We start from the raw sequence: 20,568 nt of genomic DNA, 5'->3' as shown, positions 1-20,568 counted from the left end.
GAAAGCAGACGCCCCACAATGATCGCTGATCAGCAACTGGCCCCTCTCAAGGAATAAAGCGATAACCCACCCCTGTTTCCGTCACCAGATGCCGTGGCTGGGACGGATCCACCTCGACTTTTTTGCGCAAACCGCCCATGAATACACGCAAGTAAGGGGTGTCGGTGGTATGCGAGGGGCCCCATACCGCCTTCAGTAATTGCAGGTGGGTCAGAACCCGATCAGGGTGCGAGCACAGATGCACCAGCAAGCGGTATTCCAGCGGGGTCAGATGCAATGGCGCGCCGTTGCGTTCGACGACACGTCGTTCAACATCGATGCGCACTTCGCCGAAGCTGAACACCGAGTTGTTTTCGGCATCCTTGGCTTGTCTGCGCAGCAACGCCCGGACGCGGGCCAGAAGCTCTCCGGTGCCAAACGGCTTGACCAGATAATCGTCGGCACCGGTGTCCAGGGCCAGGATCTTGTCGGACTCCGCTCCGCGCGCCGACAGCACGATGATGGGCACCGGTGACCAGTTGCGCACATCGCGAATCAGATCGATACCGTCACCGTCGGGCAAGCCAAGGTCGAGCACGATCAGATCGGGACGGCGCGTTCCCGCGTCGACGAGACCTCGGTGAAAGGTGTCGGCCTCATGCACTTCCAGACCTTCGGCTTGCAGGGCCATACGCACGAATCGGCGTATTTCCTTCTCGTCTTCAATGATCAGAACACGGGGCAATGATTCGCTCATGGCTGCTCCTCGTCACTGCGTTGCGCAAGGGTTTCGATATCCGGCGGCGTTTCAAGGGGCAGGCGCAAGGTAAAACAGGCTCCGCCTTCAGGCCGCGTCACGCCTTCGATCGTCCCGCCATGGGCGTGCGCAACGGCCCTGCAGATGGCCAGGCCCAAACCGACACCGGGGATCGCACTTTCTTTTTTGCCGCGCATGAATTTGTTGAAAATGTCCTCTTCGTGGCCGTAGGGCAAGCCCGGCCCCTTGTCGGCCACCCAAAGCTCGAAGTGATCTGACGTGGCCCTGGCCCCCAGATCGATTGGGGTGTTGCTCGGAGTGTATTTGATGGCGTTCTCGATCAGGTTGATCAGGATGCGCTCGATCAGCACCGCATCGATGAATACGGGGGGCAGATCGTCGTCCAGTGCGACGTGCACCGACCGTTCGCCAAGCGTCGGCGCAATGGCTCGCAGCGCGCTACCGACCACGTCTTCAATCAGCTGCCACTGGCGATTCAACTGGACCTTGCCAGACTCGAGGCGGGCCATGTCCAGCAGGTTGTTGACCAGCGTATTCATGCGCAGCGCCGATTCGCCCACGGCGCTGGCGATCTCGGCCGCTTCGGCGGGCAGGGGCGGATGAGTCAGCTTGAGCGCTTCGGCCAACCCGACCATCACCGAAAGCGGGGTTCGCAGATCGTGAGAGATGGCTGACAGCAACGAATTGCGCAGCCGTTCGGACTCCATTTGCACCGTGGTGTCCTGGGCGACGTGAATGTAGTGAATGCGCTCCAGCGAAATCGCCAGCAGGGAGGCGCAGGTGTCGAGCAGTCGTCGCTGCTCCGGTACCACCAGTCGCGTGGTATCGCGCGGTTGCACCGCCAGCACCCCGCGTACGCGCATGGGCGCCGAGAGTGGCAGGTACAGGGTCGGGCTGGAGGGCAGGGTGTCGGTGCCGTACCCGGCAGGTTCGGATTTGTCGAATGACCACTGGGCGATCGCAACGTCCACCAGTGGCGCCTCCCCGGTGATCAGCGGTGCCGCCAGCTTGTCGTGGTCATCGGCGACCAGCAGTGCCGAGCGGGCGCCGAATTCGGCGGAGAGAAATCGCGCGCCGATCTCGGCAACTTGTTCGGTCATCAGTGCTGCCGACAACAAGCGCGACATGTCATACAGCGCACGCATCCGGTCTTCGCGTCGCTGCGCAACCCGCGCCTGATACGTCAGGCCCGCAGTCATCTGGCCGATGACCAGGGCTACGACGAGCATGACGCTGAAGGTCACCAGATATTGAGCGTCAGCGAAGGCGAACGAAAAGCGCGGCGCGACAAAGAAAAAGTCGAACGAAGCCACCGAAACAAACGCCGCCAGAATCGCCGGGCCGCGCCCCAGGCGAACCGCCACCGCGACCACCGCGAGCAGGAAGACCATGACGATATTGGCTTGCTCGAACACATGCAGCATGGGCAACGCAATCACAGTCGTCGCCGCGCAGATCAGCACGCTCCAGGCATAGTCGCGCCAGACGACAGGGCCGCTGCCGGTCTGGGTGCGAGTCTCGGTTGGCGCGTGTCGGTTGGCCGGAAGCGAGATTTGAATCACATCAAAGTCAGCGCCCAGCTCACCGATGCGCTCGGCCAGCGCTTTGCGCCAGAGTCGCCGCTGAGGATGTTCGTCGCGGCCCACCACGACTTTCGAGAGGTTGTACTGCCGGGCATATTTGACCAGTGTTTCGGCGATGTCCTGACCGGCCAGCGTGGCGATCTGCGCGCCCATCTCCTGTGCCAGCTTCAGCGTTGCCAGCATCCGCCGCCGCTTGGTCTCGGGCAGGCGCTGCAAGACAGGCGTTTCGACGGTCACGGCGTGCCACGGCACACTCAGCTGAGCCGCCAGACGGGCCGTTGAACGAATGATTTTCTCGGCCTGTTCATGCGGGCTCACGCAGGCGAGCAATGAGTCGCGCGTGCCCCAGACCGGTTTCACCGAACTGCTTTGGCGGTACTGCAGCATGTCGCTGTCGACGCGGTCAGCCGTGCGACGCAAAGCCAGTTCACGCAGGGCAATCAGGTTGCCTTTGCGAAAAAAGTTCTGCACCGCGCGCTCGGCCTGTTGCGGCAGGTACACCTTGCCTTCTTTCAAGCGCTGCAACAGATCATCGGGCGGCAAGTCGACGATGACCACTTCGTCGGCGTTGTCGAAGACATGGTCGGGCACGGTCTCCCAGACACGAATGCCAGTGATGCCGCCAACAATGTCGTTGAGGCTTTCCAGGTGCTGGACGTTCATGGTTGACCAGACATCGATCCCGGCGCTCAGCAACTCCTCAACGTCCTGCCAGCGTTTTGGATGACGGGAACCGACCACGTTGGAGTGAGCCAGTTCGTCAATCAGGATCAACCGGGGATGACGCTCAAGTGCAGCATCCAGGTCGAACTCGGTGACGGTACGCTGCTTATCGACAACCTGTTTGAGCGGCAGCCGATCAAGCCCTTCGGTCAGTGCCTCAGTGTCGGCGCGACCGTGGGTTTCGATCACGCCAATCAGCACTTTGCTGTCCTGCAGTTTGACCGCATGCGCAGCAGCGAGCATGGCGTAAGTCTTGCCCACCCCGGCGCTGGCACCGAAGAAGATCTTCAAGCGGCCACGTTCGGCTTGCGCGGCTTCTTCGCGAATCCGCGCCAGCAGCAGGTCGGGGTCAGGGCGTTGGTCGGCCATCAGGCTCACCGTGTGTCAGCGTTCAATGAGCGGCGTCGAGTGCCAGGTTCAGAGCGAGGACATTGACCCGTGGTTCGCCGAGAAATCCGAGGAGCGGGGTTTCCGACTGTTCAGCGATCAACTGATCAACCCGTGCAATGGGCAGGTTGCGCGCCCGTGCAATCCGGTTCGCCTGATACTTTGCGGCGGCAATGCTGATGTGCGGATCCAGCCCACTGGCGGAACTGTAGACCAGGTCGGCGGGGATCGTCGCGGTATTGCCCGGATCGGCGGCGTGCAGGGCGTCGATCCGGCCTTTCACCGCGTCCATCAATGCCGGATTCAGTGGCCCCAGATTGGAGCCGCCCGAGGCCTGTGCGTTATACGGCATGGGGCTGGTGGCAGACGGTCTGCTCCAGAAGTATTTCGGGTCACTGAAGCCTTGACCGATCAACAGCGAACCCACGGGTTTACCGTCTCTTTCGATCAGGCTGCCAGAGGCTTGCGCTGGAAAAACCAGTTGCGCGATGCCCGTGGTCAGCAGCGGATAAGCCAGGCCGGTGATCAGTGACAGCGCAATCAACAAGGTCAACGCTGGACGCAGTAGAGATGTCATGACAGTAATCCTCGCTTAAACCAGGCCGACGGCGGCCAGCGCCATGTCGATGAACTTGATGCCGATGAAGGGCACGATCACGCCACCCAGCCCATAGATCAGCAGGTTGCGGCGCAACAACAGGGCCGCACCGACCGGGCGGTACTTCACGCCTTTGAGGGCCAGCGGAATCAGGAAAATGATGATCAGCGCGTTGAAGATCACCGCCGACAGCACCGCCGAATTCGGGCTGGTCAGCCCCATGATGTTCAGCGCGGCGAGCTGCGGGTAGGTGGTGACAAACGCGGCGGGGACGATAGCGAAATACTTGGCGATGTCGTTGGCAATCGAGAAGGTCGTCAGCGAACCCCGTGTCATCAGCATCTGCTTGCCGGTTTCCACCACCTCAATCAATTTGGTCGGGTTACTGTCCAGATCGACCATGTTCCCGGCTTCCTTCGCCGCTTGTGTTCCGGAGTTCATCGCCACGGCAACGTCGGCCTGCGCCAGTGCCGGCGCGTCGTTGGTGCCGTCGCCGGTCATGGCCACCAACCGGCCTTCAGCCTGATAGCGGCGGATCAGTTCGAGTTTCTGCTCGGGCGTGGCTTCGGCAAGAAAGTCATCGACCCCGGCTTCGGCGGCAATGGCTGCTGCGGTAACGCGGTTGTCGCCGGTGACCATCACAGTCTTGATGCCCATGCGCCGCAGTTCGACAAAGCGCTCCTTGATGCCGCCCTTGACGATGTCCTTGAGTTCGATCACGCCCATCACTTTCGCGCCGTCGGCCACCACCAAGGGTGTGCTGCCGCGACGGGACACTTCTTCAACGATCGATTGCACCGCTTCGGGAAAGTGTCCCCCCAGGCTCTGCACATGGCGCAGGACTGCTTCGCCAGCGCCTTTGCGCAGTTGCCGCTCGCCGAGGTCGACGCCGCTCATGCAGGTCTGTGCAGAAAAGTGTACGAAGTGCGCGTCGAGGGCGGCGATGTCCCGTTCACGCAGGTTGAAGCGCTGTTTGGCCAGCACCACGATGCTGCGTCCTTCCGGGGTTTCATCGGCCAGCGAAGCCAACTGGGCCACATCGACCAGATCCGCTTCCTTGACGCCCGGCGCCGGCAGGAACGCCGAGGCATGGCGGTTGCCCAGGGTGATGGTGCCAGTTTTATCGAGCATCAATACATCGACATCACCGGCGGCTTCCACGGCGCGCCCGGAGGTGGCAATCACGTTGGCCTCCATCATGCGGCTCATGCCCGCCACGCCCACGGCCGACAGTAGTCCGGCAATGGTGGTGGGAATCAGGCAGACCAGCAGCGAGATCAGCACCGTTATCGACACTGGCACGCCGGACTTCGCCACCGCAACGCTGTACAGCGAGAAGGGCAGCAGCGTTACCGTCACGCCGAGGAACACGATGGTCAGCGCCACCAGCAGGATCGACAGGGCGATTTCATTGGGGGTCTTTTGTCGCTTGGCGTTTTCGACCATGGCGATCATGCGATCAACAAAGGTTTCGCCGGGGTCGGCGGTCACGCGTACGACGATCCAGTCCGAGAGCACCCGGGTGCCGCCGGTGACAGCGGAGAAGTCGCCGCCACATTCGCGGATCACCGGGGCCGACTCACCCGTAATGGCTGACTCATCCACCGAGGCTGCGCCTTCGATCACCTCACCGTCGGCGGGGATCATCGAGTCGGCCAGATCGCCGGCCTCCACCAGCACCATATCGCCTTTGCGCAGATCGCTTGATTGCGCCAATTGCCATTCGGAACCGTAGCGCGGTTCGCGCAGTTTCTTCGCCCAGGTTTCCTTTTTCAGGTTACGCAGGGACGCCGCTTGCGCCTTGCTGCGGCCTTCGGCCAGGGCTTCAGCGAAGTTGGCGAACAATACGGTGAACCACAGCCACAGGGCGATGGCGAGGATGAAACCGCTGCCGGCCTCACCGTGGCCGCGCAGAGCCTGAACCCACAGGGCAGTGGTGATAATCGCGCCGATGTAGACGACGAACATCACCGGGTTGCGCCACTGGATTTTCGGACTGAGTTTACGCAGGGACTCGACCATGGCCGGGGCCAGCAGTGTCGGGTCGAACAAGGAGAACGATTTGCGAGTCATGGCCGTGGTCTCACTTGATCATCATGAAGTGTTCGACGACTGGCCCCAACGCCAGGGCCGGCACGTAGTTCAACAAACCGACCAGCAGCACCGTGCCGATCAGCAGCACCACGAACAGCAGTCCATGCGTGGGCATGGTGCCGCCGGTCACGGCCAGACGTTTCTTCGCCGCCAGGCTGCCGGCCACCGCCAGTACCGGCACGATCACCCCAAAGCGCCCGAACCAGACAGCGATCGCCAGCATCACGTTGTAGAACGGGGTGTTGGCCGACAGGCCGGCGAAGGCGCTGCCGTTGTTGTTGGCCGCCGAAGTGAAGGCGTAGAGGATTTCCGAGAAGCCATGGGCGCCGGGGTTGGCAACGCCGAGTTGCCCGGCCTCGGCCATGACCGCGATCGCGGTGCCGAACAACACCAGCAACGGCGTTGCGAGGATCGCGATGGCGACCATCTTCATTTCGTAGGCTTCGATCTTTTTGCCCAGGTACTCGGGCGTCCGGCCAATCATCAGCCCGGCGATGAACACCGCGAGAATGGCGAACACCAGCATGCCGTAGAGGCCCGATCCGGTACCGCCAAACACCACCTCACCCAGTTGCATCAGGATCAGCGGCACTGCGCCGCCCAGTGGCGTCAACGAGTCGTGCATGGTGACCACGGCGCCACAGGATGCTGCGGTGGTGATCGCAGTGAACAGGCTCGAGGCGCTGATGCCGAAGCGCAGTTCCTTGCCTTCCATGTTGCCCGCCGCCGTGTCGATTCCCAGGCCCGAGAATTGTGGGTTGCCCAGTTGCTCGTAATGCGTGACCGCTACCACCGCGATCACGAAGATGATCGTCATCGTCGCGAGCAACGCCCAGCCTTGCCGGATGTCACCGACGATGTGGCCGAAGACAAAGCACAGCGCCGTCGGGATCAGGAAGATGGCGAGCATCTGAAATAAGTTGCTCAGGGCTGTCGGGTTCTCGAAAGGGTGGGCCGAGTTGGCGTTGAAGAACCCGCCGCCGTTGGTGCCGAGCATCTTGATGGCTTCCTGCGAAGCGACAGGGCCCATTGCAATGGTCTGCTTGTCGGTGCTGGCCGCTGTGGTCAGAGGATTGCCTTTGGCGTCGAGGCTTGGCTGCCCGGCATCATTGAGCACCGGCGCCTGGTATTGCATGACCTCCATCGTCGTGACTTGTTTGTAAGGTTGAAGATTCTGGATCGCGCCCTGGTTGACGAAGAACAGCGCGAAAATCAGCGACAGCGGCAGCAACACCCACAAGGTGACACGGGTCAAGTCGACCCAGGCGTTGCCGATGCTGGCGGCGCTGTGACGGGCGAATCCGCGAATCAGCGCGACCGCCACCACGATGCCGGTGGCCGCCGACAAGAAGTTTTGCACGGTCAAGCCGAGCATTTGCGTCAGGTAACTCAGCGTCGCCTCGCCGCTATAGCCTTGCCAGTCGGTGTTGGTGACGAAACTGGCGGCGGTGTTGAACGAAGAGTCGGGCGTCACCGCGCCAAATCCCTGGGGATTGAACGGCAGCACACCCTGCAGTCGTTGCAGCGCATAAACCGCGAGCATGCCCAGCGCGTTGAAGACGATCAGCGCGAGGGCGTATTGCAGCCAGCTCATTTGTGCTTCAGCACTGACGCCGGCCAGTCGATACAGCGGCGACTCGATGCGTGAGCCGAGGCGAAACCGGCCCTCCATCACTGCGGTCAACCAGCGCCCGAGTGGCCAGGCCAGAACCGCCAGCACCAGCAGAAAGACTCCGAGCAGAGTCCAGGCTTGAGTGGTCATAGGAAGTCCTCCGGGAGCAGAAGCGCGGCAACCAGATACACCAGCAAACCGGCGGCGATGATGCCGCCAAACACATAGAACCCTGTCATGACCGCCTCCTGTTGAGCGCCGCACAACCGCGTGCCAGCCCAATCAAGCTGATGAAAAACACTGCACCGAGTATCAAATAGACGAAGTCCATGGTGTTTCCTCCCGTGTTGAGGAAAGCCTAAGCGCGCGCCTGGAAAGTTGTTAAAAGGATTGGAGGCAGGGGTATAAAGATCTTATAAAAAGCGTTATTCGCCTTGCTCGTTCTCGATTGTTTGCGCTGGCGGCGAGGTGCCACAATTTGTCCTGTCGATTCATCATGTTCAGGCGGACTCAATGGATGATCTTGAGCTAAGAAGTGACCAGGGCTCGGAAATAGCCGAACAGGTTCGAACCGATCGCTTGCAGCAGTTATTTCGGCAATCCGGCGCTGCCGTTTTCGGCAGTTATATGGCGGCAATCCTTCTTTGCTGGCTGTGTTGGGATCGGTTTGATCACGGTGTGGTTATCGGTTGGATAGCGGTATTAACGCTGTCGACGTTGCTGCGTATCTCCATGTTCATTGGCTATTTTCATAGCCACGTCAGTGAACGCACGCCACAGCGCTGGGAACGCAGATACTGGTGCACGCTTATGTTGTCTGCAGGGATATGGGGCGCGGGCGCACTCGCGGTCATACCGGTCGACGACCTGTTGGCTCAGGCGATGGTCATGCTCTTCACTGTCGGCATGTCTGTCAGTGCGGTGTCGTGTTACTCGGCTTACAGGAACATGACGATGGTCTCCATCGGACTGGTTTTGTTGCCGTGCTCAATATGGCTGCTGTTTCAACCGTCAACGTTGCAGGTCGGCATGGCGCTCGCGGTTTTTGTGTTCGCATCGTTTGTAGCCAGCGCCACGCGCAAGATGTCCGATGCGCTGGAAACTGCATTTCGCTTGACCCGAGAGTTGGAGCGGGAAAACCGGCTTTCTGTCAGAGCCGCCAGAACAGATGAGCTGACCGGCCTGAAGAATCGCCGTGCGTTTTTCGATGATGCTGATCAGCTTTACCGTGAATGCAAAAGCAAGGGTTCCGCGCTGTGCGCAGTCATGCTCGATATGGATCACTTCAAGCACATCAATGACTCTTACGGTCACCAGGTTGGGGATCAAGTGCTGCGGCAGGTGGGGGCGGTGATCACTGCATCTATCCGTGAAACCGATGTTCATGGCCGACTAGGAGGCGAGGAGTTCGCTATTTTGCTTCCTGACACCACACTGGACGTCGCCATGAGCATTGCCCAGGAACTGATCCAGGCCATCTCCAGACTCAAGGCTGAGCCAGCTGATCGCATAACCGCCAGCCTTGGCGTAGCGTCATCGGACTTTAACGAAGAAAGTCTTTCTAGCTTGATGAACAATGCAGACAGAGCGCTGTACAAAGCCAAGTCGTATGGACGAAATCAAGTTGCTGTCGCGGATTGATGGGCTGTTGCGACCTTGAGAGGACGCCAATACGTTTCTTTCCAGCACCCACAGCATAAAAAGTGGAACTCCTACTGACAAACACCAGTCAATTTTTTTGTCCAGACAGGGCGCCTATTCCTAACCGGGAGAAAATCATGAGTGGCACATCAGACAAAATCAAAGGTTTGGCCAACGAAGCGATCGGTAATGTGAAGCAAGGTGTTGGCAAGGTCACAGGCAGCGAAAAACTGCAGGTCGAAGGGAAGATCCAGGAAAAGAAAGGCGAGGCCCAACAGGTGGTTGGCAAAGTAAAAGATGCCGTAGACAAAAAGTAACTCCAGGCGGCAATTCCTTTCCCTACGATGGCTGCCATCGCAGTCGGCTTATTCAGAGCTTCCCACTTACACGAAGGTTTATGAATCATGAAGAGTGAACAGGTAGAAGGCGTAGCAGAAAAGTTGGCCGGCAAGGCGCAGAGCGCGGTCGGGAAACTGATTGGTGATTCGAAGATGGAAGCTGAAGGTGCCGGACATCAAGCGGCTGGACAGCTGACTAAATCCTACGGCGATGCGCTGGATAACGTTTCGACTTTCGTCAAAGAAAAACCGATAGCTGCAATCGCGATAGGTGCTGCGGCGCTGATCCTGATCAACCGAATTTTTCGTCGCTGAAGACGTTTCCATGTTAACAACGAGGCGATCGACAATGTGAAGCAAGGTGTTGGCAAGAAGCCGCTACAGGCGGCTTCTTCCTCATCTTTCTTTCGCTATCACATCTGTCTGCCGTTACGCGCTGCAATCGCAACGGTGGTCGGCGAATCAGCAAGTGGAACGAATTGTCGTGTCGCGCCATCAAGTGCATCGATGCATCCCGCCTCGATGTCGTAAACCCAGCCGTGCAGATTCATGCGCCCTTGCTCGAGCGCGAGGGCCACGGATGGATGTGTGCGCAGGTTCGCCAGTTGCGCGATCACGTTTTCGCGCACGAGGCCGTCGAGCTTTGCGCGGGGCGTGTCGAACTCGTGCGCCGCGTTAATCGCTTTCGCGGCGTCCGCGTGACGTAACCAATTAGCAACTGCTGGAAGGTGATCCAGGCACGTGCAGCGTGAAATCGCGCCCATCGCCCCGCAGTCCGAATGGCCGCAGATCACAATATCCTGTACGCCAAGCACGGCGACCGCATATTCGACGGTAGCCGACACACCGCCCGGTTCAGGGCCGTAAGACGGCACAATGTTGCCGGCGTTGCGAATCACGAACAGTTCACCGGGTTCGCGCTGCGTAAGGAGTTCCGGCACAACACGACTGTCCGAGCAGGTGACGAACAACGCCTTTGGATTTTGTTCTGTCGCGAGCTGCTTAAACAGCTCGACGCGTTGCGGATAAACCTCGCGCTGGAAGCGCAGAAAGCCGTCAATAATGTCCTGCATGAAGTCCTCCGAACCTGAATAGCGGATGTGGGCACGAGTACTCGATATGCCTTCGCGCCGCTGTGGTCGGCATTATCGCAGACGTCGCACGTGTTGGCAGTACTCGTACAACGATGTACTACAAGCCAAGTGATGTTGACGCCGAAGCCGCGAGGAGCTGATACCTGATCACCTATAAACTAAGCCAAAACTCGCAGAGGTAAGCAGAAGAGGGTGGTCGGGTCAGGCGGGGTCATGTCATTGGAAATGGGGATTCAGCCATTGGAATGCCCAAAATGCGGTTAGAGTGGTAGTCCATGTCTGTTTTTGTCTGTTTTCGCGCACTTGCACCAAGCGGTTCAAGCGACTGTACAGAGGCAGAAAACCGCGAAACCATCGTTATGTGAACTATGAATCGTCCGCTGTTTGTTTCTCTGGATGGGCCCAAGGGCACCGGCAAAACCACGCTGTTGGAGGCCGTTACGAAGGAACTGAGGGCCAGCAACAAGAAAATCATCCGGCTTTGCGAGAGAAAAAGCGATCCTTTCAGGGGTGAAACCATGGCCCTGATTAACACGCTTGCCAGAAATCCTTCCCAGGATCTGGAATGGGCTGTGTGCCAGCGCCTGGCTGATAGTCGACGCTGGATTTCCCGAAACGTGCTGACGGAGCAGCCGCTGGACAGCATTATCCTGATCGATCGCTGGTATCCGTCTGATGCAGCGTTTCGCCTAACCATCCCGTTTGCCGACATTCTCCAATTGAACCTGGATCGAGACGTGCGAGTGCCGGACCTGCATGTCGGCGTTGTCACCGATCCGGATACTTCATGGACAAGGGCTGCGACACGCGCGCGAGGATTGGGCGGCACTGTGATCCAGAAGCACGCAGAGCATGTGGCATGTACGGAGATGTTCGAGCAAGCGGTTAAGGAGCACGGTTGGGTTCTGTGCCGTAATGAGGGACCAATCGAACACGCTACGATGCAGATTGTTTCTGAGATCCATAGGGTGCTGGGGTGATTGTTGGAGCGGAGACGGGCGTTGGTGCAGGTAGACATTTTCTCCGATCACCGTTCTTCCTCTAACCAATTGAATGCAGGAGACTTCAAATTCCGATGCCAACAATCTCCGGCAAAGTGATGCAACAAAATCGGCGATATTTGACATATTTAGCGCCGTTCGTCGCTGATAACTAAGCTATGTCCTAGCGGTGGTATAACAGGTATATCGAGTCGCTACATCAGGTAGCTACCATGTGCGCAACCAAAGCCCGCCCCTCCAGACCATCCCCAACGCATCCGAACGACGCGCCAGCTGCAGCTGCAAGCCCTGAAGCTTCAAAGGACTCAGTCAAGCCGTTACCCGGCCTATGGGTTGTAGGAGGGTTGGCAAGGTACACCCGTGATTCCGAACTTCATCTGATCCGGGGCGGTCTCGATTCCGAGGCCCGCATCAGGATCCAGCGTTGGAGTGATGGTGCAACTAGAACTGCTTATCGGAAGGATGTGACCGTGCTGTCGCCTAGCGCCGCCGTGGTGGGGTTCTGGGAAACAGTACGTCATGAGAACCGCCGATTTGCCTTACGCAGCGGTTATCCGAATCCGCGTATCAGCAACTTTTTAGATGAGCTCAAGTTGTTCGTATTGAACAGTAATCATCACCATCAGGCATTTTCTCACCGAGAACAATTCATTCGTGAATTCGTAATTTTGGCATCTTGGTGGCACACCCATCAAGAAGCTTACATTGAACGGCACTTCGTCTATACGAATATCCGAATTTACTGCGGCATGATCAATGTTGCGGCTCCAGGTTGGACGCTTGTGAGGAGGCGGTTGTGCCAGTTAGAGAAGTTGAACAACAACCGTAAAGCTAGGAGGTGATGAGATGAGCCAGGATAATGAAAAAAAAGGAGTGAGCCAGAAGAATGCAAAGAATGAGTTCGCCCAGTCGAGTCCAGAGGATGACAGGGCTGAACCTAATTCAAATGGTGAGATATCCCAGCCAAGCTCAAAGAGCCCGCCGCCTGGATTGTGTGATCAGCACAAAAAAGAGCTGGCCATATTCGTGGAAGATCGATTCGAAGTTGATGACTTCGTGCTGTTGAAGGACGATCCGGATCACAGCTACAGAGTTGTCGGCCTTGGGAGCGACGCTGATGAATACGTGGTGGAATCCGATGACCACACGCTCAGTAGCGTCCGCAAGGAAGAACTGTTTGGCTTCACTCCCGATGATATCCGCGCGTTGCACGAGAAGCTCTCCGTGAAAAAGCTGAAGGCTGAGGTTCAACCCTTGCCAGAGAGCGTTGTGTGTGCCGAAACCTATACCTGGGAGCAGCAGAAGGAAGCGCGGCGCCGTGAGGAAATACTGCTGAACTTCGAATCCAAGGTGATTAAGACCAAAGAAGCTGCAATGGAAAAGATGGGGTTGAAATCCACTGCCTTTGGCGATGTGAAACGCGCTTATGCGAAAGATCCGAGGTGGCAATCTCTCGTGCCCAAACAGCCAGGTAGGGACGTGGGCGAGAATGATCGTGATCCAGAGGTCGTTGATCTCTACATGAGGGCGTTTGATCTGACATATAGGAACGATGGCGCAACTGCAGTGGCTATCTACCCTGTATTTGAGGAGCTTTGCCGGGATGCCGGTAAGCAACCCTTCTCCAGATCCACCGCTGTACGGGTTTTCAATGAGATCGATCCAAGGTTGCGCGATCTGAGGAAATGGGGCAGTGACTACGTCTCAAAAAAATATGGCGCTTACCCCAGTGATTTCGAGCTTAACGGGCCGCTCTCACGTGTGCAGATTGATGGCACGACAGCAGGCATCATGCTCATCGACGACGAAACGGGAACGCTATTGGGACGTCCTTACCTGAATGTGGTGATCGATGACTACAGTGGTGCATTTCTGGCTGTTGACATCTCCTTCTGCCCACCGTCCCGAGCGACGACCGCGGCTGCCATGTATCAAGCGCTGATGAATAAACGAAGTTTGCTTTCTGCGCTAGGTATGAACGAAGAAGCATGGCCAATATACGGTTGGCCAAGTGGCGTTTTGGTCGACAAAGGATCTGAATTCGATAACCATCATTTTCGGGCCACCTGTGACAAGTTTGGGATCTTATATGAGTATCGTAATAGGGTTCAGCAAGGAGGCGGAGCAGAAGATGGAGTGAAGCTGCTGGAGACCTTTTTTGTGGAAAGGTTGGACGGAAGCACAGGGGCGCGCCCAAGAGGAGACGCGGACTTCAATCCAGAGGCGAAAGCGGTATACAACCTTAGACGGTTCAGTCAGATGTTGTACGGTGAAGTTATTCGTCTGAACAATACTGTGCGAGAGGTTGATCGACTGACCCCCATCCAGCGATGGGAAAGTGGCTTGAAACGTCTCGGCATAATGCGTCCGCCTGCATTGAGCGCCAAGAAAGCTGAAGCATTTATGATCAACATGCTCCCAGGCGGTCGAGTACAGGTGAGGCCAGAGGGCATTAAATATAAAGGGGTCGTTTATGACCACGGGCCAACACGGGCGCTCATAAATCGACACAAGAGCGTTTCGGTGCGTCGCAGTCCATTGAACCTGCACCAGCTGTATGTATTGTATAACGGACTCTGGCACATCGTTAGAGCCCTCAAGTCCGGTAGGGTACCCCATACCCATATCGAACAGCAGGCAATGCGACGCTCTAGAATGCTGACTGGCAGCATGACTCCTCATGGCGTGGAAGCCCATCAATTAGTCCGGAAGCTAATTGTCACTAGCAAGAAAGAGGGGAAGAAGTGTTTGCGGGCGAAAGCCTCAGTGGAGCAAGCCCAGAGGATGGGGCTTATCCCGGCTGACGTACATGAACCTGCTGCCAAACCGGTAGAGACCAATCAGTTTGCCAACGTTATCCCCTTCAAAGCGGAGGAACGGTCATGATCGAGCTCACGCCTGAAGCTCTCGTGCTCTTGCATCTGCCTGCTGAGGAGCGTGCGTTGGCATGCATGCGCGAGATCTGGATTGATTATCCGGCGGCGACCAGAGCTATGGATCTGGCTATGGAGCTCGTAAACCTTCCACGCCGCACCTACAACCCTGGAATGCTGATCACAGGCGCAATTGGCGCCGGTAAGTCGACGATGGTGCAGCGATGGGCTGACCAGAGCTGGGCACCAAACAGTGCATGGAAACGGAAAATCGTTTATGTCGACATGTCTGAGAATACCAATGAGCTTAACGTGCAGAAACGGGTTATCGAAGAAATAGGTATCCGGTGTGATCGTCCCTATATCCGTACCGCCAGAGAAGCCTGGCGTGCAATCAAAGACTTTAATATCGGCGCGTTGGCCGTCGATGAGTTTGGCGAAACAGAGGAAACAAGTATCGCTCGGATCTGGAAGAAGAACTTACTGTCAGCGCGTGGTTTGGCTGGGCGACGGTGGCTTGTGAACCTTATCCTTGTTGGAACACACGATTTTTCTAACACTGTTATGGGAAATGAACATCTCAGATCGCGTTTCGCCAACCGTAGGCAAACGATGAAATCTTGGTGGTTCAATGCGGATCTCGCGGGCTTCATCGCTGCGTATGAGTCGTGCATGCCCATGAAGCAGTACTCAGCGGTCACCACAGATTCGTTCCTTAGCACGCTGCTTCAGCACAGCCTCGCACCACCTGAAGGTAGTGATGCGGCAGTCGCTTCGTTGCGCCTTATTATCGATTTGTTCGCTGAGGCTCACCGGTATGCGTTGCTGCATGGTCAGGAGTACGTGGACGAAAATACTCTGCGTGACACCCATTCCTATATGAGCAATTCGATGCCAACAGTTGAGTGGGGATCGCTCAAGGTTCTGGTCGATAGCGAGTGAGGCCGAAGATGCATAAGCGCACTGAGTGAGCGGAGCAATGAACCATAACGTACGGGCAAGGTGTCAGCCATGGCTATTATTGATGAATCGCCTTCAGTTGATTTCTCTTGTACACCTGCTTTTCTGCAGGCTGCCCATGAACGTTGGCTCACGAATAGCGGAAATGAACGTGCTGTCACTAAATGCTTGGAGATGTTGTTGTCAGAATGCGAGCCAAGGGTAATCCTGATCGCTGGCGAACATAGCTCGGGATTGAGTTCAGTCGTCTATGAGATTGAGCGTAGATTGAGCCGAAGCAAAGGCCGGGCACTTGCCCTTTATGAAGATGACGACAGTGATCCGCGCTTCGTTTTGCAAAGTGTCGTCGAAGCGCTGCAGATGCCCAACACGATCCGCAAAGACGCCAATCAGAAGATGCCTGCAGTTTTTGAGAGCGTACTAGCCTTACGCGGTTATAGGTATTTCTTGATTCATGATGCTGGTCGATTTCTGATGTTCACCCCCCATATCACTCGGGGTACACGCGCTTCGCTGACATACCTCTTGTCGTTACCTATGCGTGCGAAGCTCGTGATTGCCGCGACACATAACGATGCTAATAAATATCTCCAGCTTTTGGAAGCATTGAACCCTGAATGCCTGAGATTAACTCCAATGACTAATGACAAACGTTACGCTGATTTCGTGCAGAGTCTCGTACAACAAAATATTTCAGCCCGGAGCACCTTTGCCCCTGATGTTAATGCGATTCATCACAAGACCCGAGGGCTAGTAGGCGAGACGGCAGTCGAGGTATTTCAGCAATGCCAAGCGTGCGCTTGAGGTCGTGTAGTTTATCTTGTTAATTATGGTGAATGACATGCCAGTATGCTCGCGACTGATCAGCCCGATCTACGATGAAACGCTCTCGTCTTGGCTAGCACGATTGGTTCTGGGCAGCTTCGTCGACCGAGCCGCTATCCAGGCGCATATCAAAGCTCACCTCCTTGGAATGTCTGGTGACATTGATGCTTTAGTAGAAAACGAGAGTTTTACTCAACAGTTTGATGCATTTTTTAACGTCAGTAGTGCTTCTGTTTTCCGCCTGCCAGAAAGACCGTTACTGATGTTTGATTCAAGTACAGTTTATTGTCCCGAGTGTCTCTGCGACGACGTGGCAACCAATCACGCACCTGCGTGGCGTCGCTCTTGGCGCGTCCAAGGTGCTGCCGTTTGCTTCCTGCATGAATCGCCGGTGTTGCTGAGAAGGGTGCAGGAGACCCGCTTGAATTACGTAAACAAAGCATGGGTTGCATTTGAAGAATATATCGGTAGTCCCGCTATGAGGTTACAGGTCAACTTCGCATTGTCTAGGCTGAGTTCCCATGTCGCTCTCGCAGAAAATCGTTTTCTGCTGCGCTTGATTGCACGGTCGCAGCAATGGCTCAATGTTCAGGTGAGATGCGGGAACATACCTGAACTGAGCTTCAGTTCTGCGAGATTCTTGATGTATCTATGGCTTTGGCGCGATGCCAGCGGGGAGGTGGTTTCCGGATTCGCCAGCCAGTATTTCCGCCCCTTATCCCGACAGAGGTATACGAATTCTCTGAGCCAAGTTCTTGGGATTGATGCTTTGTTCGATGAGGCAGAACCCATTCACCTATGTGTAGCGTACTGGCTACTCGGTATTGCCTATGGGGTGATTTCAAAGCATGAGGCTGAGTTGATACGAGCGATGACTCGCTCGACCACTTGGTTTTTTCCTGTTGATCGTGCGGAAATTGCAGAATGTGGGCGAGTAGCGTTGGGCAACGAAGCCGTCAAGGTCGCGAGAAAGGAGGCTAGTGAGCAGCTCTCCGCGGTTGAGCTTGAACAAATCGCTTGGGCGATCGGAAGCCCTAATTGACCCTAGCACTCATCAGAGTCTCCCCACAGTCTCCTTGCTAAGCTAATCAGGTTTGAGTCAGAGCGCTTGACCTGGCCTCCAGTAGACGTTCGTCAGCAGGAAGGCTGGTTTTTTGTTTCCCAAGATTTATTGAGAAATCTAGTCGAGCGCGTGATGCCTAGTTGTGGAGGTGCGGCTTTCGAAGGTTCAGCCTGCAGTGGTTACCTGAGAAAGCTCTGCACACCTTTACTATGCTAGTGACAAGCTGAAAGTGCGCAGTGTTGGTGTTTAGCAAGCTGGCCAATGTAGACAATGCTGTTGGATTTAAAGCGCACCGACCAAGCCTCCTGGAGGTATGGAGTGGGTGGGTTTAATTTCCTTCTTAAGCCTTCCAATGCCCATAGACCGTAGACCTGGATAGCCCGAGCTTTTCCATAACGTCTTTTCGGCTAAATCCTGCCTCCTTGAGCTCCCTAATAGCCTGAGCATTTTTGGAGCCCTCCGGTTTCCCTCGGGGGCGCTGAACGAGCGTGTCGTCAACAATCTGCGTTGCAAGAAGATCTAAGCCTCCTTCTGATCGGAAACTCTCGAGCTCGATACGGGCTCGTTCCAGGGCCGCTTCGGGGGGCTCGCCATTGCTCATGGAGATGCTGATCGCAAGAAGAGCCACAGGGTCAAGCTTCAGAGGTGTGGATAGCTCGATCAATTTATCAACGGTGATGTTGATCTTCCCACGTTCGAGCGCACTGATGTTCGTGCGTGCGGTGACAGGCGCTAAGTCTTCGTATGCTAGCCCGCGCACCGACCGGACTACCCGGATCGTTGCGGCAATCTCTTTCTTGAGCGACATGATCGTCCCTAAAAAGCGAGGATAGGGCCACATTCGAAGTGTTTAGATAAACGTCGATTAATGTTATTATTCTGGAATAGTAGAGACGAAGGCTCGCGCAAATTGGTCGTTCTACCTGCTTCCAGGTATCTCGCAGAGCTCGACAACACGAATTCGAGACCGCGAGAGCCGTGAACATATTGGATGTATTGACTCGATGGGATCCAGAGAGGGAGGGGATTTTCTACGGCTATGGCGCACGGATTTTCCATAGGCAAGGCCGCGCTAATTTAAGAGGGGTACCGCACATGCGTACTACAGGTGGGTAACGAAAAATGTTTATTTCACACGAATCATGCTTGGTAGGCCTACCTGGCTTCCCTGGGCTAGGGCGATCCGCATGGCGAATGGTGGAGCTTGAAACAATGCATCCTTGGTATCACGTCACAATTCGGTTAACAGAGGGAAACACACGTCGCACCAAAAAATTGATGCCAACAGACGCCACCTTACTTTCCGAATTACTGGCGCTGCATAGCCCAACTTTCTTGGTTGAGGATGTTCAGGTAGTGACTGCACCATCGGTGAACGGAAGTGCTTCAGAGCGCATGGAAGCGCTGGTCAGCTTGGTCATCGGATACGATCAAGCAGGCGAGTGCGTCTTGCTTCACAAGGTTGCCAGCGGTGCTGTTTATAGCAGTGCTCGAGATTGCCAAGACGCAGATTCACTCACCGGCATTCGGACTATCTACGAAGGTTCAAAAGCTGCGTCTCCAGCAGTTTCGGAATTTCCTTAGGACTAAATACGGCAACTCCGATAAAGCTTCAAATCTGTTCAGATTTCCAGTGTGAATTTGCTCGCTTCGATCCCGCTCTGCGCTATGCGGACGTGGTCATCTTCGCCGGCGACATCGATCTGAAATCGCGATGCTTGCAGTGAGTGAACTCGACATGAAGGAGAATTATTAATGGTGACGTTGGAGGAAATCTCGCAGCTCTTCTACGGAGCAGGGGAACAAATTTCTGGTTGGCAAGGCACTCAGGAAGACCTGATCGCTTTGGCAGCAATGACATTCCCTGGCAAGGCTTTCTGCGTAGTACGGCAATGGATTCTGATCGACCTCACTGTGACATGTGATGAGGTCGAAAAACTGAAAAATTTTGGGTTGCTGCCAGCAACTTTGTACGCCCACGAGGTAGTCCTGGACAGTAAAGGGCGCTTCCAGCCCTCGATGTGGGTGAGAAGTAATTTTGGTGTTTCCTCGACTGACTACATGTTTGAAACAAAAAGCACGGTCTACCTATTGCTTGGTGATGGTTCACGGAAGCCAGCAGCACTTAGTACCGTTTTTTCGTTTCGCGCGTAAATGACACAACTTTCACCCACGCCGCCATTCACGCGGTGCGATTGGCTACGCCTTTAAAAATTGCAGGAGCACGTTTTGATTCGATTTGATTGTCGGCAGGTCACTGGAGTGATCGAGAAGCCACGAGTGATTGCTACTGAGCAGGGGACTGTGACCGCGCGTATCGTTATCGATGGGCAGGTATTGCCGAATGTTTTGCTGCCAGGAAAAATTTTTGAAGAGATTGAGGCGGGGGAGCAAGTGACCCTGTACGGCATCTTCACGAAGAAAAAAGACAAGACTGAAAACAAAGCCACCATCTACGCCATGAAGGGCGCGAACGGCAAGCTTGTAGCAGCGAGGCAGTACCAGATCAAGGTGCCGGTGATGTTGATGGTCTACGCAGTGCCCTTGATGATCTTGGCGTTCATTGCAGGGTGCTTCCTTTCTCCCTATCCGATTCACCTACTTTCCGGAAGCGTTGACCCTGATTACCTGGTTCGGACAACCTTTGTTTGGGCGTTCTGGGAGGGGATCTTGGCAGGGCTGGTCATGGTGGGGATTGCGATCAATTGGATCATGAAAAGCAATGACCCGGAGAGCTGGGCAGTGATCGATGCTGTGACGCTTTCCCAGCGCTTCAGTAAGGCGTTTAAGTAAACGCTAGATAGCCTGGCTTTCCCTTTGGTGAAGGCTTTCTAAGCGAAGGAGAGGTGGCTCGTGCAGACCGATGAGCTTGAGCGTGAGCGACGTCGCAAAGCGGTGGCGGAGGTTCTTGGCTGTCAGGCACTCGAAGGTGTGAGGCCTTCCTCTACGCACCTTGCTGAGATGCAGCGATATGCGGATGGCCTGGTGAGTCTTGACGAACTTTTGATGGAGTTGATTG

20 protein-coding genes are annotated in these 20,568 nt (G+C 55.9%); 12 read left to right on the top strand and 8 right to left on the bottom strand.

Features of this window, described 5'->3' with window-relative positions; translation table 11 throughout:
* Positions 1-46: 46 nt before the first annotated feature.
* Genes V9L13_RS06755 through kdpF form a run of 6 tightly spaced genes read right to left on the bottom strand, consistent with a single transcriptional unit; the run spans position 47 to position 7,993 of the window.
* A complete protein-coding gene (locus V9L13_RS06755) occupies positions 47-736 on the bottom strand; it encodes a response regulator (protein WP_103519821.1) in 690 nt (229 codons plus the stop codon).
* The gene (gene kdpD / locus V9L13_RS06750) at positions 733-3,432 is read right to left on the bottom strand and encodes a two-component system sensor histidine kinase KdpD (protein WP_338801959.1); all 2,700 of its coding nucleotides are present in this window, start codon (positions 3,430-3,432) and stop codon (positions 733-735) included. Before kdpD ends, V9L13_RS06755 begins: the two co-directional genes overlap by 4 nt.
* Before the next feature lie 22 nt (positions 3,433-3,454).
* Positions 3,455-4,027, bottom strand: coding sequence for a potassium-transporting ATPase subunit KdpC (gene kdpC / locus V9L13_RS06745; protein ID WP_262141867.1), 573 nt, complete (start codon positions 4,025-4,027; stop codon positions 3,455-3,457).
* A 15-nt stretch (positions 4,028-4,042) separates the two neighbouring features.
* A complete protein-coding gene (gene kdpB, locus V9L13_RS06740; RefSeq protein WP_338801958.1) occupies positions 4,043-6,121 on the bottom strand; it encodes a potassium-transporting ATPase subunit KdpB in 2,079 nt (692 codons plus the stop codon).
* 10 nt (positions 6,122-6,131) lie between these two features.
* A complete protein-coding gene (gene kdpA / locus V9L13_RS06735) occupies positions 6,132-7,904 on the bottom strand; it encodes a potassium-transporting ATPase subunit KdpA (RefSeq protein ID WP_338801957.1) in 1,773 nt (590 codons plus the stop codon).
* Positions 7,901-7,993: a K(+)-transporting ATPase subunit F gene (kdpF, locus tag V9L13_RS06730; RefSeq protein WP_003224886.1), complete on the bottom strand. Its 93-nt coding sequence runs from the start codon at positions 7,991-7,993 to the stop codon at positions 7,901-7,903. The genes kdpA and kdpF overlap by 4 nt, the downstream gene beginning before the upstream one ends.
* Positions 7,994-8,267: 274 nt before the next feature.
* Between kdpF and V9L13_RS06725 the strand changes: the two genes are divergently transcribed.
* The 3 genes from V9L13_RS06725 to V9L13_RS06715 all read left to right on the top strand — a co-directional run bounded on the left by V9L13_RS06725 (position 8,268) and on the right by V9L13_RS06715 (position 10,048).
* Positions 8,268-9,395 (top strand): diguanylate cyclase, encoded by a 1,128-nt coding sequence (locus V9L13_RS06725; protein ID WP_338801956.1) that lies wholly within the window; start codon positions 8,268-8,270, stop codon positions 9,393-9,395.
* Between the two features lie 137 nt (positions 9,396-9,532).
* Positions 9,533-9,712, top strand: coding sequence for a CsbD family protein (locus V9L13_RS06720; protein ID WP_003224883.1), 180 nt, complete (start codon positions 9,533-9,535; stop codon positions 9,710-9,712).
* An 87-nt stretch (positions 9,713-9,799) separates the two neighbouring features.
* On the top strand, positions 9,800-10,048 hold the full coding sequence (locus V9L13_RS06715) for a CsbD family protein (RefSeq protein WP_103483401.1): 249 nt from the start codon (positions 9,800-9,802) through the stop codon (positions 10,046-10,048).
* A 98-nt stretch (positions 10,049-10,146) separates the two neighbouring features.
* Here V9L13_RS06715 and V9L13_RS06710 read toward each other — a convergent pair whose 3' ends face one another.
* Positions 10,147-10,806, bottom strand: coding sequence for a carbonic anhydrase (locus tag V9L13_RS06710; protein WP_338801955.1), 660 nt, complete (start codon positions 10,804-10,806; stop codon positions 10,147-10,149).
* Positions 10,807-11,195: 389 nt separating this feature from the next.
* Here V9L13_RS06710 and V9L13_RS06705 point away from each other — a divergent pair, with 389 nt between their 5' ends.
* The 6 genes from V9L13_RS06705 (at position 11,196) to V9L13_RS06680 (ending at position 17,528) form a co-directional block, all read left to right on the top strand.
* Positions 11,196-11,807 (top strand): dTMP kinase, encoded by a 612-nt coding sequence (locus tag V9L13_RS06705; protein WP_338801954.1) that lies wholly within the window; start codon positions 11,196-11,198, stop codon positions 11,805-11,807.
* Positions 11,808-12,298: 491 nt separating this feature from the next.
* Positions 12,299-12,670 (top strand): hypothetical protein, encoded by a 372-nt coding sequence (locus V9L13_RS06700; protein ID WP_338801953.1) that lies wholly within the window; start codon positions 12,299-12,301, stop codon positions 12,668-12,670.
* 4 nt (positions 12,671-12,674) lie between these two features.
* On the top strand, positions 12,675-14,714 hold the full coding sequence (locus V9L13_RS06695; RefSeq protein ID WP_338801952.1) for a hypothetical protein: 2,040 nt from the start codon (positions 12,675-12,677) through the stop codon (positions 14,712-14,714).
* Positions 14,711-15,643 carry a TniB family NTP-binding protein gene (locus tag V9L13_RS06690; protein WP_338801951.1) on the top strand — a complete coding sequence of 311 codons (933 nt, stop codon included), beginning with the start codon at positions 14,711-14,713 and terminating at the stop codon, positions 15,641-15,643. The genes V9L13_RS06695 and V9L13_RS06690 overlap by 4 nt, the downstream gene beginning before the upstream one ends.
* A 69-nt stretch (positions 15,644-15,712) precedes the next feature.
* On the top strand, positions 15,713-16,465 hold the full coding sequence (locus V9L13_RS06685; protein ID WP_338801950.1) for a hypothetical protein: 753 nt from the start codon (positions 15,713-15,715) through the stop codon (positions 16,463-16,465).
* 37 nt (positions 16,466-16,502) lie between these two features.
* Positions 16,503-17,528: a TniQ family protein gene (locus V9L13_RS06680; protein ID WP_338801949.1), complete on the top strand. Its 1,026-nt coding sequence runs from the start codon at positions 16,503-16,505 to the stop codon at positions 17,526-17,528.
* A 361-nt stretch (positions 17,529-17,889) separates the two neighbouring features.
* On the opposite strand, the gene V9L13_RS06675 is transcribed toward V9L13_RS06680, so the two are convergent.
* Positions 17,890-18,357, bottom strand: coding sequence for a helix-turn-helix domain-containing protein (locus V9L13_RS06675; RefSeq protein WP_338801948.1), 468 nt, complete (start codon positions 18,355-18,357; stop codon positions 17,890-17,892).
* A 404-nt stretch (positions 18,358-18,761) separates the two neighbouring features.
* Here V9L13_RS06675 and V9L13_RS06670 point away from each other — a divergent pair, with 404 nt between their 5' ends.
* From V9L13_RS06670 to V9L13_RS06660, 3 genes are all read left to right on the top strand, one after another.
* The gene (locus V9L13_RS06670) at positions 18,762-19,133 is read left to right on the top strand and encodes a hypothetical protein (RefSeq protein ID WP_338801947.1); all 372 of its coding nucleotides are present in this window, start codon (positions 18,762-18,764) and stop codon (positions 19,131-19,133) included.
* 171 nt (positions 19,134-19,304) lie between these two features.
* Positions 19,305-19,703, top strand: a complete 399-nt coding sequence (locus V9L13_RS06665) for a hypothetical protein (RefSeq protein WP_338801946.1) — start codon at positions 19,305-19,307, stop codon at positions 19,701-19,703.
* A 75-nt stretch (positions 19,704-19,778) separates the two neighbouring features.
* Complete coding sequence (locus V9L13_RS06660; protein ID WP_338801945.1) at positions 19,779-20,342, top strand: hypothetical protein; 564 nt, start codon at positions 19,779-19,781, stop codon at positions 20,340-20,342.
* Positions 20,343-20,568 lie beyond the last annotated feature (226 nt).

The sequence above is a fragment of the Pseudomonas sp. RSB 5.4 genome, from assembly GCF_037126175.1.
Lineage (GTDB): Bacteria > Pseudomonadota > Gammaproteobacteria > Pseudomonadales > Pseudomonadaceae > Aquipseudomonas > Aquipseudomonas fluorescens_H.
The sequence above is the reverse complement of the archived record's forward strand: the minus strand, read 5'-3'. Positions and strand labels throughout refer to the sequence as shown.